Genomic DNA, 15428 nt, shown 5'->3' on the forward strand with positions numbered 1-15428 from the left:
ACGATGCAAGGCGCTCAGCTCCGACATCAGCCTCCCGCACCCGGCCGCAAGCCGGTGCCACGGGGCGCCAGCCGTATGGTGGCGAAAGAGCCGATGTCCGCGCGCCTGCCGAAAGCCAATTTTGGTTTTCTGAAAAGCCTGTTCTGGCCGGTGCTGTTGGTTGTGCTGGGTTTTGGGACGTACGAAGGCGCAACGCGTCTGCTGCCGTACGCCGACCGGCCGATCACCAAGATCGCCGTGCAGGGCGACCTGAGCTACATCAGTCAGCAAGCGGTGCAGCAGCGGATCGCCCCGTTTGTGGCGTCGAGCTTCTTCACCATCGACCTGGCCGGGATGCGCACCGAGCTTGAGCAGATGCCCTGGATCGCCCACGCCGAAGTGCGTCGGGTGTGGCCGGATCAAGTGGTGATCCGCCTCGAAGAGCAACTGCCGGTGGCGCGATGGGGCGACGAGTCGTTGCTGAACAACCAGGGCCAGGCGTTTACGCCCAAGGAGCTGGCGAACTACGAACACCTGCCACAGCTGTTCGGCCCACAACGGGCCCAGCAGCAAGTGATGCAGCAGTATCAGGTGCTGAGCCAGATGCTGCGGCCGTTGGGCTTCTCGATTGCGCGCCTGGAATTGCGTGAACGCGGCAGCTGGTTCCTGACCACCGGTGCCGGCAGTTCCGGCCCCGGCATCGAGTTGCTGCTGGGACGCGGCAACCTGGTGGAAAAGATGCGCCGCTTTATCGCCATCTATGACAAGACGCTTAAAGACCAGATTACGAACATTGCGCGCATCGATCTGCGCTACGCCAACGGCCTCGCTGTTGGCTGGCGGGAACCTGTAGCGCCGACGACAGACAAACCCGCTGTCGCAAAGAATTAAGAAGAGGCAGGACCCATGGCAAACGTGCAAAGCGGCAAAATGATCGTCGGTCTCGATATCGGCACCTCCAAGGTGGTGGCGCTGGTCGGCGAGGTCTCCGACGACGGCTCGCTGGAAATCGTCGGGATCGGTACCCATCCGTCCCGTGGCCTGAAGAAGGGCGTGGTGGTCAACATCGAGTCCACCGTGCAATCGATCCAGCGCGCGATCGAAGAAGCCCAACTGATGGCGGGCTGCCGCATTCACTCGGCGTTCGTTGGCGTGGCGGGTAATCACATCCGCAGCCTGAACTCCCACGGCATCGTCGCGATCCGTGATCGCGAAGTCAGCTCGGCTGACCTTGAGCGCGTGCTCGACGCTGCCCAGGCTGTAGCGATCCCGGCTGACCAGCGCGTGCTGCACACCCTGCCGCAGGATTACGTGATCGATAACCAGGAAGGCGTTCGTGAGCCACTGGGCATGTCCGGCGTGCGTCTGGAAGCCAAGGTTCACGTGGTCACCTGCGCCGTCAACGCTGCACAGAACATTGAAAAATGCGTGCGTCGCTGCGGTCTGGAAATCGACGACATCATTCTCGAGCAACTGGCCTCGGCCTACTCGGTACTGACCGACGACGAAAAAGAGCTGGGCGTGTGCCTGGTCGATATCGGCGGCGGCACCACCGACATCGCAATCTTCACCGAAGGTGCGATCCGTCACACCGCGGTGATCCCGATTGCCGGTGATCAAGTGACCAACGACATCGCCATGGCGTTGCGTACCCCGACTCAGTACGCCGAAGAAATCAAAATCCGCTACGCCTGCGCCCTGGCGAAACTGGCCGGTGCCGGTGAAACCATCAAGGTGCCAAGCGTCGGCGACCGTCCACCGCGCGAACTGTCGCGTCAGGCCCTGGCCGAAGTGGTCGAGCCGCGTTACGACGAACTGTTCACGCTGATTCAGGCCGAGCTGCGTCGCAGCGGCTACGAAGACCTGATCCCGGCCGGCATCGTCCTCACCGGCGGTACCTCGAAGATGGAAGGCGCCACTGAACTGGCCGAAGAAATCTTCCACATGCCGGTTCGTCTGGGCGTGCCGCACGGCGTCAAAGGTCTGGATGACGTGGTACGCAACCCGATTTATTCCACTGGCGTTGGCTTGTTGATGTACGGCCTGCAAAAGCAGTCCGACGGGATCTCGTTCTCGGGCATCGGCAGCCGCGACAGCTACAGCAACGAAGAGCCACAGGCGCCGTTGCTGGACCGATTGAAGAAGTGGGTTCAAGGCAACTTCTAAAGCTTTACCGCAACACCGCAACAAAAATGCAGTAGGCGAAAAAACTAGAGAATGTAAGGAGAGGGAAAATGTTCGAACTCGTAGACAACATCCCCGCAAGCCCGGTAATCAAAGTTATCGGTGTCGGCGGTGGCGGCGGCAACGCTGTCAACCACATGGTCAAGAGCAACATCGAAGGCGTTGAATTCATCTGCGCCAACACCGATGCTCAAGCGCTGAAAAACATCGGCGCGCGTACCATCCTGCAACTGGGCACCGGCGTGACCAAAGGCCTCGGCGCCGGCGCGAACCCTGAAGTCGGCCGTCAGGCTGCTCTGGAAGACCGCGAGCGTATTGCCGAAGTGCTGCAGGGCACCAACATGGTGTTCATCACCACTGGCATGGGCGGCGGTACCGGTACCGGTGCTGCACCGATCATCGCCGAAGTGGCCAAGGAAATGGGCATTCTGACCGTTGCGGTCGTGACGCGTCCGTTCCCGTTCGAAGGCCGCAAGCGTATGCAGATCGCCGACGAAGGCATCCGCATGCTCTCGGAAAGCGTCGACTCGTTGATCACCATTCCTAACGAGAAGCTGCTGACCATCCTCGGTAAAGACGCAAGCCTGCTGTCGGCTTTCGCCAAGGCCGACGATGTACTGGCCGGTGCCGTTCGCGGTATCTCCGACATCATCAAGCGTCCGGGCATGATCAACGTCGACTTCGCCGACGTACGTACCGTGATGAGCGAAATGGGCATGGCGATGATGGGCACTGGCTGCGCCAGCGGTCCGAACCGTGCACGTGAAGCGACCGAAGCGGCCATCCGCAACCCGCTGCTGGAAGACGTGAACCTGCAAGGCGCACGCGGCATTCTGGTGAACATCACCGCCGGCCCTGACCTGTCCCTGGGTGAGTACTCCGACGTGGGTAGCATCATCGAAGCCTTCGCTTCCGAGCACGCCATGGTCAAGGTCGGTACCGTTATCGATCCGGACATGCGCGACGAGCTGCACGTGACTGTGGTTGCCACCGGTCTGGGCGCGAAAATCGAGAAGCCTGTGAAGGTCATCGACAACACCGTTCACACTTCCATGGCTTCCGCTCAGGTGCAACAACCGGCTGCGGCCCGCCAGGAAGCGCCAGCGGTCAACTATCGTGATCTGGATCGTCCGACCGTCATGCGCAACCAGGCTCAGGCCGGTGCTGCGGCTGCCGCGAAGATGAATCCGCAAGATGATCTGGACTACCTGGACATCCCGGCATTCCTGCGTCGTCAGGCCGATTGATGGAATGTATCAGGGCTATGAAGGTGATTGGTGTTCAGCAAAGGCATGGTCTGCTATCATCGCCAGCCTTTGTTGATACCAGTTCGCAATTTGCGCTGAAGCGGCCCAAGCCATGATTAAACAACGCACACTGAAAAATATTATCCGTGCCACAGGTGTAGGCCTGCACTCCGGTGAGAAGGTCTATCTGACCCTCAAGCCTGCGCCTGTCGACACTGGCATTGTGTTTTGTCGCGCTGACCTCGACCCTGTGGTGCAGATCCCTGCCCGCGCGGAAAACGTCGGTGAAACCACTATGTCGACGACGCTGATTAACGGCGACGTGAAAGTGGACACGGTAGAGCACTTGCTCTCGGCCATGGCTGGCCTGGGCATCGATAACGCCTACGTCGAGCTCTCCGCGTCCGAAGTCCCGATCATGGATGGCAGCGCTGGACCCTTCGTATTCCTGATTCAATCGGCAGGCCTGGAAGAACAGGACGCCGCCAAGAAATTCATCCGCATCCTGCGTGAAGTGACAGTGGAAGATGGCGACAAGCGCGCCACTTTCGTCCCTTTCGAAGGGTTCAAGGTGAGCTTCGAGATCGATTTCGATCACCCGGTTTTCCGGGACCGCACCCAAAGTGCAAGCGTGGATTTTTCCAGCACTTCGTTCGTAAAAGAAGTCAGCCGCGCCCGTACCTTTGGTTTCATGAGTGATATCGAGTACCTGCGCAAGCACAACCTCGCACTCGGCGGCAGCGTTGAAAACGCAATCGTGGTCGATGCCGATGGCGTACTGAACGAAGACGGCCTTCGCTATGAAGACGAATTCGTGAAGCACAAGATCCTCGATGCCATTGGCGACCTGTACCTTTTGGGTAACAGCCTGATTGGTGAGTTCAAAGGCTTCAAGTCCGGTCATGCACTGAACAACCAGCTGTTGCGCAAGTTGATTGAGCAAACAGATGCTTGGGAAGTGGTGACGTTCGATGACGCCAGCACCGCACCAATCTCTTACATGCGCCCGGTTGCGGCGGTGTAAGTAAAAAACCTCTCTAGTTTTTTGAAGGCCATCCTCGGATGGCCTTTTTTTATGCCCCTTTTTTCAGAAGCAAAAGATCGCAGCCTTCGGCAGCTCCTACAGGAACCGCATTCCAATGTAGGAGCTGCCGAAGGCTGCGATCTTTTGATCTTCAGGCAGCCACCACCACCCGATTCCGCCCACCTTCCTTGGCCTGATACAACGCCTTGTCCGCCGCAAACAACAGTTGCTCCAGCGTCAACTCACTCGCCGATGTCCAGGTCGCGATGCCAATACTTACCGTCATCGGCCGCTCAGCCCCTTCGACCCACGGCAATTGCTCCACCGCCTGTCGAATATGCTCGGCAATCTGCTGCGCCCCATGACCGTCGGTCTCAGCCAGAATCACCGAAAACTCCTCGCCGCCATACCGCGCCACCAGATCCGCCGGCCGCCGCACATTTGCCGTGATCAGATTGGCCAGCTCACGCAGCGCCTGATCCCCGGCCTGATGTCCGTGCCGATCATTGAACGCCTTGAAGTGGTCGGCATCGATCATCATCACCGACATCGGCTTGCCCGAACGCTGGGCCCGAAACCATTCGTGACGCAGCGCCTGATCGAGCATTCGACGGTTGGCGACACCGGTCAGCGCATCAGTGGCTGCCAGTTGCGCCAGTTCGTGCTCGGCGCGCTGGCGTCGGCGCAGTTCGCGGGCCAGCAGCCAGGTCAGCCACAGCAAACCCACGCAGAGCACGCCGGTAGCACCGCTGATCAGGATCGCGGTGCGGCGCCAGGTGGCGAATACTTCATCGCTGGACAGCGCGACCATCACCGTCAGCGGCAGGTTGCCGACGCGCGAATAGGTATAGAGACGCTGCTGATGATCCATGCTCGAGGTGCTGCTGAAACTGCCGTTGCCATCCTTGTCGCGCAGTATGCGAATGACATTGGGCCGATTGCCGAAGCTCTTGCCGATCGAATTGCTTTGCAGATAAGGCTTTTGCGCCAGCAGGACGCCGTCGTTGTCGATGATGTTCAGCGTGCTGTCTTTGCCGATGTCGAGGCTGTTGAACAACTGGTCGAAGTAGTCGAGCTTCATTGAAGCGACGGCGACGCCGACAAATTCGCCGGTGTCCGAGGATATCCGCCGGCTGAAGCTGATTCGCCACTGGTTGGCTTCATCACAGTCGCAGCGGGTCTTGAACGGGCGGCTGATGAACATGCCGACATCGCGATTGAAGGCGTGGGCGAGGAAGTAGTCGCGATCGGCGAAATTGCCCGGTTTCGGTTCGACACGCGAAGAGTCGGCGAGCACGTCGCCATGCTTGTCGAGGAGCAGGATGTCGCCCTTGAAACGTGCGGTGGTGGAACGGTCGAACAGCGCCAAGTGGCGGACCTGCGGAGTGACATCGCGCAAATCATCACGCTGGGCGGCGGCGATCAGGCCTTGCAGGGTCAGGTCGTAGAGTTCGACGGTGCGCAACACATCGGCGTCGATCAACTGGGCGATGGTGGTGGCGCTGCGGGTCGCCGATTCCTGAGCGTTGGCGTGCTCGCGGATCAGCAGAAAGGTGACGATGCATAAAATCGCGATCACGGTCAGCGAGCTGCCGCAAATCAGCAGCAGTTCGGGGCGTCCGGTCTTGCCCGAAACCGGAGGGGTACGGCTCGCGATCATGATGGGGTTATCGATTAGGGGATCTTATAAGCGTAGTTGCACAAACACTGCGGGGGATAACACTAAAACAGATCTACTGTGGCGAGGGGATTTATCCCCGATGGGCTGCGAAGCGGCCCCAAAAAAGGGTTTGCTGCGCAGCCCATCGGGAATAAATCCCCTCGCCACAAAAAACATTTCAATCAAAATTTGTATCAGATCGCAATTGATTTGATGCTGATCTTAGAAGACGTTGATCGGGTAGTCGATGATCACGCGGTATTCATCTGTGTCCGAATCAATCGCGCCGTAGCCGTTGCCGCCACGGTTGGTCGCCCATTGCAGGCGTACCGCCAGGTCTTTCGCCTGGCCGCTTTGCACCACGTACTTGAGATCGATATCGCGCTCCCAATGTTTGGCATTGCGCCCTTCAGCGCTGTACCAGTTGGAATAGCCCTTGCCGTCAGGATCGACCTTGGTCAGATCCACCGTCCCGCGCGAGTACGACACCGCCGACGTCAGCCCCGGATAACCCACACCGGCGAAGTCATAGGCGTACTTGAGTTTCCACGAGCGCTCATTCGGGCCGTTGAAGTCCGAGTACTGCTGCGAGTTGTCGAGGTAAACGCTGTCGCCCTGACTGATGTAGTCGAACGGCGTGTTGCCGTTAACCCGCTGATACGCGGCGGTGACGCTGTGGCTGCCGACGCCCACGGTGAAATGCAGGCTATAGGTGTTGTTGTCGATGTTGCCGAGCAGCGCATCGCCGGTGTCTTGCGTGTGATAGAAGTGCAGGCCCGGGTTGAGGCTGACCAGATCGTTCAACTGCCAGGTGTAATCCAGGTCGTAGTAATACTGGTTCCAGATGTCCTTCAGCTCAGAGGCGTAAAGGCTGCTGGTCAGGCCTTCGACACCGCTCCACGCCACGCCGGCCCAGTTCAGGTGCTGGCTCTCATCGCCATCGGCCAGGGTGCCGTAGGAGGTGCCGATGCGCGTATGGCCACTCTGGTTGTACGGTTTGGTGAAACTCGCCTGGCCACCTTCGATCAGCCAGCCATCGAAGCTGTGGTTGGTCAGGCTCACACCACGAAACGTCTGCGGCAGCATGCGCGTGTCACCGCCGGCAATTACCGGATTGGTGAGGAACAGGTCACCGGCCTTCAACTCGGTGTCGAACGCGCGCATTTTCAACGTGCCACCGGCGGTGGAGAAAGCTCCCGGTGCTTTGCCGCCATTTTCTCGGACCGGCAAGATGCTCGAACCGTCCGTGCCGCCACCGCCGTCGAGTTTCAGCCCGAGCATGGCGTGGGCATCAATGCCGAAACCGACCGTGCCTTCGGTGTAACCCGACTGGAAAATCCCGAGAAACCCTTGGCCCCACTCAATGTTGTCGTCCGCCTGCTGCAAGCGGTTGCGATTCATGTAGTAGTTGCGGGCGTTGAGGTTGAGGCTCGAACCTTCAACGAAACCTTCTTTGGCTGGCTCGTCGGCATGGGCGGCGGGGGCAATCGTTGCGGCAATTGCAATGAACAACGGGGTGAAACGGACTGGGTAACGCACGTGCAATGGAGCTCCTTGGGTCAACTGGCGCCTCTATATTTTGAGGCGCTCGATGTTTCTTGTTGTTACAGACGAACCAAACGGCTTTCAGACCACAACGAAAAAAGGCCGCTGAACGGCAGCGGCCTGGAATGACGACGGTTGAACGGGAAGAGCCAAACAACCGCGTCGAGGGAAACGGTGCGGTGCGCGACTCAGCTGTCTTTTTCCAGCGATTGAGCCTGGGACGTTGCAGCCTGAGGGGCCTGCGTCGCGTCTTTGGCCTTGGCCATCATTTCTGCCTGATGCTGGTCATACGCTTGAGCGCGGGCAGAATTCTGCGCCACGAACGCGTGGGATTCTTCAGCCATCGCCAGCGGCGACAGGATCAATGAGGACAAAACGAAAGCGCTGGCAATACCCATACTGTTGGACATCTTGAAAACCTTCTCGCTTGGCGAGTGTGCTGTTTGGTGCGGGCAAAGATAAGGTTGCCGGGCGACGGGAAACAGCGCGATTTTCATAAATGACTGTTACAGCAAGAGCAAAGATCACCCATCCAGTCGTGGTAGAAATCCTTGTGGCGAGGGGATTTATCCCCGATGGGCTGCGAAGCAGCCCCAAAAATCCAGCCTCAAAGAACCCTGTAGATCTTACACACAGGATTTACGACTGCTGCGCAGCCGGTCGGGGATAAATCCCCTCACCACAGTTGATCCTGTTCAGCCGTGGAAAAGCGGTTAGACAGGAAGGTGGATGCCAAAGGTATTCATCCCCCGATCACTGCGCACAAACACATCCCCGCCATGCATCAGCGCAATCGCCTTGACGATCGCCAGCCCCAATCCGTGGTTATTGCCGCTGTTGCTGCGCGACGCATCGACCCGATAAAACCGCTCGAACAAGCGTGGCAAATGTTCACTGGCAATCGGCGAGCCGGGGTTGGCGACGCCGATACTGACTTGATGTTCCTCAACCTCAATCCGCACCTCGATCACCTGCCCTGGCCCGGTATGCTGCACCGCATTACTGAGCAAATTGATCAACGCCCGCCGCAAATGCGCGACCTCGATCTGCACCAGCGCATCACCACTGACCTGTACCTCAACCTGCGCATCTTCAAGAATGAAATCCAGATACTCCAGCGTCGTCGCCACCTCATCGGCCAACGAAGTCGAGGTGAGTTTGGTCGCCTTGATGCCCTGATCGGCACTGGCCAGAAACAGCATGTCGTTGATGATCGAACGCAACCGTTCCAGCTCTTCCAGATTCGATTGCAGCACTTCGAAGTAGTGTTCGGCAGAGCGCCCACGGGTCAGCGCCACTTGGGTCTGGCCGATCAGATTGGTCAGCGGCGAGCGCAACTCATGGGCTACGTCGGCGTTGAACGATTCCAGCCGCGAATAGGCCACTTCAACCCGTTCCAGCGTCGAGTTGAACGAGTCGACAAACTGTTCCAGTTCCGGCGGCAGTGGTGACAAACGCAAGCGCCCGGCCCGCAGCGGCGGCGCCAGACGTTGGGCTTCATGGGAGAGTTTGATCAGCGGTTTCAGGCCGATCCGCGCCACCCAATACCCCAGTGCCGACGCCATCAACACACCGACAATCGCCAGCCCGATCAGCGCGATCAGCAGGTTGTGCTGAGTCTCGTGAAACGTCTCGGTATCAATGCCGATCATGAAGCGCAGCGGCGGGCGCTGGTCCTTGGCCGGCAACTCGGTCAGCAGCACTTTCAGCGGATAAGGATGCTCGGCCAACTGCAGGTCACGCATGCCCAACGGGCCTTGGGCGAAGGCGCGAATCGCCGTATCCGGCTGACCGTATTGGTAACCCGGATCGCCGCTCACCACCCAGAAACGAATGCGTTTGTCCTCTTCGCCGAGCAGCTTCAACTTGGCGGTGATCTTCGCCCAGTGCTCCGGGGTGCCGAAGCGATTGAGCGCCGATTCGAGCACGCTGTAACGCGCATCCAGCTCGGCTTCCGGCAGCAATCCCAAGCCTTTATCGACCTGCTGATACAGCGCGCCGCCGATCAACAGAAACACCAGCAACGCCACCAGCGTGAACATGCCACTGAGGCGCAGGGCAATCGAATTACTGGACACCACGGCTCTCCAGCACATAACCCATGCCGCGAATGGTGTGCAGCAGCTTCTCGTCGAACGGCCCGTCAAGCTTGGCGCGCAGGCGTTTGATCGCAACTTCGACGACGTTCGCATCGCTGTCGAAATTGATGTCCCAGACCATCTCGGCAATCGCGGTTTTCGAGAGGATTTCACCCTGGCGGCGAGCCAATACGCTCAGCAGCGAAAACTCCTTGGCGGTCAGATCCAGGCGCGTGCCGGCGCGGGTGGCCTTGCGGCTGATCAAATCGATCCACAGGTCGGCGATGCTCACCTGCACCGGTTCATGGCCGCCACTGCGCCGGGTCAGCGCTTGCAGGCGCGCGACCAGTTCAAGGAAGGAAAACGGTTTGCCGAGGTAATCGTCGGCACCGTCGCGCAGGCCTCGGATGCGATCTTCGACGCGCTCGCGAGCGGTGAGCATGATCACCGGGGTCTGCTTGCGCGCACGTAATGCGCGCAGCACGCCGAAGCCATCGAGCCCCGGCAACATGACGTCGAGGACGATCACCGCGTAGTCGCTTTCCAGCGCCAGATGCAGACCCTCGACGCCGTCGCGGGCCAGATCCACGGTGTAACCCTGTTCCGTCAGACCGCGGTGCAGATAGTCCGCGGTTTTTTCCTCGTCTTCGATAATCAGAACGCGCATGACCCTGCCTCAGTCTGTGGTCGCCAGTGCCGGTGCGGGCGATGGGGCTGGTGGGTGTGAGTGCCGGTGAAACAGCCGCTCAAGCCACAAGTATATGACCGGCGTGGTGAACAGCGTCAGCATTTGGCTGACCAGCAAGCCGCCGACCACCGCGATGCCCAGCGGTTGGCGCAGTTCCGCGCCGGTGCCATAACCGAGCATCAGCGGCAGCGCGCCGAGCAGGGCGGCGAGGGTGGTCATGATGATCGGCCGAAACCGCGTGATGCACGCTTCGAAAATCGCATCCTGAGGTGATAAGCCTCGGTGGCGCTGGGCTTCCAATGCGAAGTCGATCATCAGGATGCCGTTCTTCTTGACGATACCGATCAGCAACACCAGGCCGATCAACGCCATGATCGAAAAGTCCTGACCGCAGATCCACAGCATGATCACCGCGCCCAAGCCTGCCGCCGGCAACGTCGAAATGATCGTCAGCGGGTGTACGAAGCTTTCATAAAGCACGCCGAGAATGATGTACACCGCCACCAGCGCCGCGAGAATCAGCCATGGCTGACTGGCCAGCGAACTCTGGAACGCCTGCGCCGCACCCTGAAAATTGCCGCTGATCGCGGTGGGCATGCCGATCTCGGCCTTGGCCTGATTGAGCAGAATCACCGCATCACCCAACGCCACACCGGGCGCGAGGTTGAACGACAGGTTGGCGGCGGGGAACATGCCGTCGTGGGCAATCGACAACGGGCCAATGGTCGGCGCATCGAATTTGGCCAGTGCCGACAGCGGCACCATCTCGCCACTCAGCGGTGAGCGCAGATAGAAATAGTTGAGGCTTTCGGCCTTGCCGCGCTGCTTGGTGTCCAGCTCCAGAATCACGTTGTACTGGTTGACCTGGGTCTGGAATTCATTGATCTGCCGTTGACCGAACGCGTCGTACAGCGCCTCGTCGACATCGCTGGCGGTCAGGCCAAAACGCGCGGCGGCGCTGCGGTCGATGCTGATGTGGGTGATGCTGCCGCCCAGTTGCAGATCGTTGGAAATGTCGCGGAACGCCGGGTTGCTGCGCAGTTTTTCAGTCAGGCGTTGCGTCCATGTTGCGAGGGTCGCGCCGTCGTTGCTCTTCAGCACGTACTGGTACTGCGCGCGGCTCGGGCCGGAGCTGAGGTTGATGTCTTGGCCTGCGCGCAGGTACAGCACGATGCCGGGGACTTTCATCAGTTGCGGGCGGATGCGGTCGATGAACTGGCTGGCGCTGACATCACGGTCGCCGCGTTTTTTCAGGGCGATCCAGAAGCGGCCGTTGGCGATGGTCTGGTTGCTGCCGGAGACACCGACCGAATGGGAAAACGCCTGCACTGCCGGATCGGCGGCGACGATTTCGGCCATGGCCAAGTGTTTTTTCACCATGTCGCCGTAGGAAATATCCGCAGCGGCTTCGGTGGTGCCGAGGACGAAACCGGTGTCCTGCACCGGGAAGAAACCTTTCGGGATAAAGATGTAACCGCCGATGGCCAGCGCCAGCGATAAACCGAACACGCCAATCATCAATTTTTGATGAGCGAGGGCGCGGCGCAGGCCTTTCTCATACCAACTGAGCAAACGTTCGCTGAAGCCCGGTTTATCGTGGGCGTGATGCACCGGTTTGCGCATGAACAGCGCGGCCAGCGTCGGCGCGAGGGTCAGCGACACCACCACGGAAATCATGATGGTCGAGGTCGCGGTCAGGGCGAATTCCTTGAACAGTCGTCCGACCACACCGCCCATGAACAGCAGCGGAATGAACGCTGCAACCAGTGAGAAACTGATCGAGACCACGGTGAAGCCAATCTCGCCAGCGCCCTTGATCGCCGCTTCGCGCATATCGTCGCCGGCCTCAAGGTGCCGGTGGATGTTTTCCACCACGACGATCGCATCGTCGACCACAAACCCCACGGCCACCACGATCGCCACCAGCGTCAGGTTGTTCAGGCTGAAACCGAGGATGTACATCAAGGCGAAACTGGCGATCAGCGACACGCCGAGCACTGCCGACACGATCAGGGTCGCCGACAGCTGGCGCAGGAACAGCGCCATCACCGCGACCACCAGCATGATCGCGATCAACAGGGTGATTTCGACCTCATGCAGCGAGGCGCGAATGGTCTGGGTGCGGTCGATCAGGGTTTTCACTTGCACCGAGGCCGGCAACATCGCTTCGAGGCCGGGCAGGGCGGCTTGAATGCGGTCGACCGTTTCTACGATGTTGGCGCCGGGTTGGCGCGAGATCACCAGGTTCACCCCGGGTTGATCACCGGCCCAGGCTTGCACGTAGGCATCTTCCGAACCGTTGACGACTTTGGCGACATCGCGCAGGTGAACCGGGGCGCCATCCTTGTAGGAAACGATGAGTTGGCTGTAGTCCTCAGGGTGGAACAACTGGTCGTTGGTCGACAGCGTCGAGATGCTCGATTCACCGTACAGCGCACCTTTGGCGAGGTTGAGGCTGGTCTGTTGAATCGCCAGACGAATGTCGGCGAGGGTCAGGCCGATCGCCGCGAGTTTGTCCGCCGAAGCTTGTACGCGAATCGCCGGACGTTGCTGACCGGTGATGTTGATTTGGCCTACGCCGTCGATCTGACTGATCTGACGCGAGAGCAGGGTTTCCACCAGGTCGCTGAGTTCGGTGCCGGGCATCTGCGTCGAGCTGACACTGAGGATCAGCACCGGGCTGTCGGCCGGGTTGACCTTCTTCCACGTTGGCAGCGTCGGCATGTCCTTGGGCAGTTTGCCGGCGGCGGTGTTGATTGCCGCCTGGACTTCTTGCGCGGCGGTGTCGATGCTTTTATCGAGGGTGAATTGCAGGGTCAGCAGGCTTGAGCCCAGCGCACTGCTAGAAGTCATCTGGGTCATGCCGGGGATGGCGCTGAATTGCACCTCCAGCGGCGTGGCCACGGATGAAGCCATGGTATCGGGGCTGGCGCCGGGCAACTGCGCGGAAACCTGAATCGTAGGAAATTCCGCTTCCGGCAGTGGGGCGATTGGCAAGCGCGGGAAGGCAATCAAACCGACCAGCACCAGAGCGATGGTCAGCAGGATTGTGGCGACCGGATGATCGATGCACCACGTGGAGACGCCTTTGTGCGCCTTCATGGTTTCGGCTCCGTTTGCACCACCTGCGCCGGTTCGGTCATGACTTGCACGGTCGAGCCGGGCTTGAGCCGCGACTGGCCGTCGGTGACCAGCACGTCACCGGCCTTCACGCCTTTGATGATGTCCTGGCCGCTGCCTTGGTAAACCATCTGCACTTGTACGGCTTCGACCTTGTCGCCATTCACCCGGTAAACGAAGTGTTTGTCGAGACCACGTTGTACGACAGTGGGTGGGACGACCAGCGCATCTTTGTCGAGGGCTGTCTGAATTTTTACCGTGACCAGCAGACCGGGCCAGAGCTTCTGGCTGGCGTTGTCGAACTCGGCCTTGGCGCGAATGGTGCCGGTGTTGGCGTTGATCTGGTTGTCGATCAGGGTCAGGTGACCTTCGCCGAGCAGGTTGCCGGTTTCGCCATCGGTGTCGGCGCCGATGTAGGCCTTGACCTGGGCGCGCTGTGGATCGTTGATCAGGCCTTGCAGGGTCGGCAGCATTTGCTGGGGCAGGGAGAACTCGACGGCGATCGGGTCGATCTGGGTGACGGTGAACAGGCCGGCGGTGTCGGTCATGCGCAGGAAGTTGCCTTCGTCGACTGTGCGAATACCGACGCGGCCGGTGACCGGGGAGCGGATTTGCGTGTAGGAAAGTTGTACCTGCGCGGAATCGATGGAGGCCTGGTTGCCTTGGGCGGTGGCCTTCAATTGGTTGACCAGAGCTTGTTGTTGGTCGTAGGTCTGTTTCGAGATGCCGTCGTCGACGGTGAGCAGTTTGTAGCGTTTGAGGTTGACCAGGGCGACTTGCAATTGTGCCTGGCTTTCGCCCAGTTGGGCGCGGGCCTGGTCGAGGCTGGCGCGGATGGAGCGGTCGTCGATGGTGGCCAGCAGGTCGCCTGTTTTGACCAGTTGGCCTTCTTTGACGAGAATTTTGGTGAGGATGCCGTCTATTTGTGGGCGCACTACCACGCTGTGCAGGGAGAGTACCGAGCCGATGCCGCTGGTGTAGCGGGGGACGTCTTTTTCGCTGACCGCGATGACTCGCACCGGGATGGCGGTGGGGGTGGCGAGTTTGGTCGGGGCGGGTTTCAGGGCGTACCACAGACCTGCGCCTGCGAGGACGATCAATAGGGTGGCGAGCAGGGCTTTGTTCTTTTGGATTCGCATGCGGGGTGGGCGCCAAGGGTATGGAGTTTGGGCAGGTTGGGTAGTTATAAACTTGTTTGGGGGTCAGGAGGGTGACGGCTGGCTGTCAGCGCTGTCAGTTTCGTGTGTACATATCCGTTGCTGCGGTAACGGCTACTTAGGGTTTCGCCCTGACGGCGACTCACTTTTTTACAAGCGCCTAAAAAAGTAAGCAAAAAACGCTTGCTCCTACGTGCGGCCCGCTCGCTGGGGCTCGGGGTTCCTTCGCTACGGGATCGATCCGGGCGCAGCGCCTACGGTTTGCTTCGCTGCACCTCCTCTCGCTGTGTTTGGCTGCGCCAAACGGTCGCTGCGCTCCCACCCCCGGATCAATCCCTCCACTCAGCCTTCCGACGTCGCCCGTGGATCAAGATCAAGAGCTGCACCCGAGCTTGCGCTCATCGTGTTGAGTGGTGAGAAGCAGAAGCGGTGTGCGTTCTGCTTTTGCTCTTCGTAGGAGCAGAGCTTGCTCGCGATGGCGGCCAACCTATTTATTACAGACTGCACAAAAACCCTGTGGGAGCTGGCTTGCCAGCGATGGCGGCCCGCCAGCCGACCATTTTCTCCAGTTGGCGGCAATCTCATGTAGGAGCTGCCGCAGGCTGCGATCTTGTGATCTTGCCTCTGACGTCGAACATCAAAAGATCGCAGCCTGCGGCAGCTCCTACATCGGCAGTGGGTGTTTAAACGCGTTTCGAAATGGGTGAACCTTCCCACAAGGTTTTCAGGTTGTCCGTCGGACGTGC

11 protein-coding genes are annotated in these 15428 nt (G+C 59.7%); 4 read left to right on the plus strand and 7 right to left on the minus strand.

Features of this window, described 5'->3' with window-relative positions; genetic code table 11:
* Positions 1 to 3 precede the first annotated feature (3 nt).
* From ACQ4MY_RS06285 to lpxC, 4 genes are all read left to right on the plus strand, one after another.
* On the plus strand, positions 4 to 870 hold the full coding sequence (locus tag ACQ4MY_RS06285) for a cell division protein FtsQ/DivIB (RefSeq protein ID WP_008082766.1): 867 nt from the start codon (positions 4 to 6) through the stop codon (positions 868 to 870).
* Positions 871 to 885: 15 nt separating this feature from the next.
* The gene (ftsA, locus tag ACQ4MY_RS06290) at positions 886 to 2145 is read left to right on the plus strand and encodes a cell division protein FtsA (RefSeq protein ID WP_008082764.1); all 1260 of its coding nucleotides are present in this window, start codon (positions 886 to 888) and stop codon (positions 2143 to 2145) included.
* 68 nt (positions 2146 to 2213) lie between these two features.
* A complete protein-coding gene (ftsZ, locus tag ACQ4MY_RS06295) occupies positions 2214 to 3410 on the plus strand; it encodes a cell division protein FtsZ (RefSeq protein WP_007916986.1) in 1197 nt (398 codons plus the stop codon).
* Between the two features lie 112 nt (positions 3411 to 3522).
* Positions 3523 to 4434: a UDP-3-O-acyl-N-acetylglucosamine deacetylase gene (gene lpxC, locus ACQ4MY_RS06300; protein WP_008082763.1), complete on the plus strand. Its 912-nt coding sequence runs from the start codon at positions 3523 to 3525 to the stop codon at positions 4432 to 4434.
* Between the two features lie 151 nt (positions 4435 to 4585).
* Here lpxC and ACQ4MY_RS06305 read toward each other — a convergent pair whose 3' ends face one another.
* From ACQ4MY_RS06305 to ACQ4MY_RS06335, 7 genes are all read right to left on the minus strand, one after another.
* Entirely contained in the window at positions 4586 to 6094 is a 1509-nt protein-coding gene (locus ACQ4MY_RS06305; RefSeq protein WP_440094399.1) for a sensor domain-containing diguanylate cyclase, read from the minus strand.
* A gap of 222 nt (positions 6095 to 6316) precedes the next feature.
* The gene (locus ACQ4MY_RS06310) at positions 6317 to 7633 is read right to left on the minus strand and encodes an OprD family porin (protein WP_440094401.1); all 1317 of its coding nucleotides are present in this window, start codon (positions 7631 to 7633) and stop codon (positions 6317 to 6319) included.
* Between the two features lie 194 nt (positions 7634 to 7827).
* Positions 7828 to 8049, minus strand: a complete 222-nt coding sequence (locus tag ACQ4MY_RS06315) for a hypothetical protein (protein ID WP_158831954.1) — start codon at positions 8047 to 8049, stop codon at positions 7828 to 7830.
* Positions 8050 to 8352: 303 nt separating this feature from the next.
* On the minus strand, positions 8353 to 9717 hold the full coding sequence (locus ACQ4MY_RS06320) for a heavy metal sensor histidine kinase (RefSeq protein ID WP_440094402.1): 1365 nt from the start codon (positions 9715 to 9717) through the stop codon (positions 8353 to 8355).
* The gene (locus ACQ4MY_RS06325; protein ID WP_003228008.1) at positions 9707 to 10384 is read right to left on the minus strand and encodes a heavy metal response regulator transcription factor; all 678 of its coding nucleotides are present in this window, start codon (positions 10382 to 10384) and stop codon (positions 9707 to 9709) included. Before ACQ4MY_RS06325 ends, ACQ4MY_RS06320 begins: the two co-directional genes overlap by 11 nt.
* A gap of 9 nt (positions 10385 to 10393) precedes the next feature.
* Positions 10394 to 13507: a multidrug efflux RND transporter permease subunit gene (locus ACQ4MY_RS06330; protein WP_008088919.1), complete on the minus strand. Its 3114-nt coding sequence runs from the start codon at positions 13505 to 13507 to the stop codon at positions 10394 to 10396.
* Complete coding sequence (locus tag ACQ4MY_RS06335; RefSeq protein WP_440094405.1) at positions 13504 to 14664, minus strand: efflux RND transporter periplasmic adaptor subunit; 1161 nt, start codon at positions 14662 to 14664, stop codon at positions 13504 to 13506. The genes ACQ4MY_RS06330 and ACQ4MY_RS06335 overlap by 4 nt, the downstream gene beginning before the upstream one ends.
* Positions 14665 to 15428 lie beyond the last annotated feature (764 nt).

The sequence above is a fragment of the Pseudomonas sp. SM4 genome, assembly GCF_051913165.1.
GTDB lineage: Bacteria > Pseudomonadota > Gammaproteobacteria > Pseudomonadales > Pseudomonadaceae > Aquipseudomonas.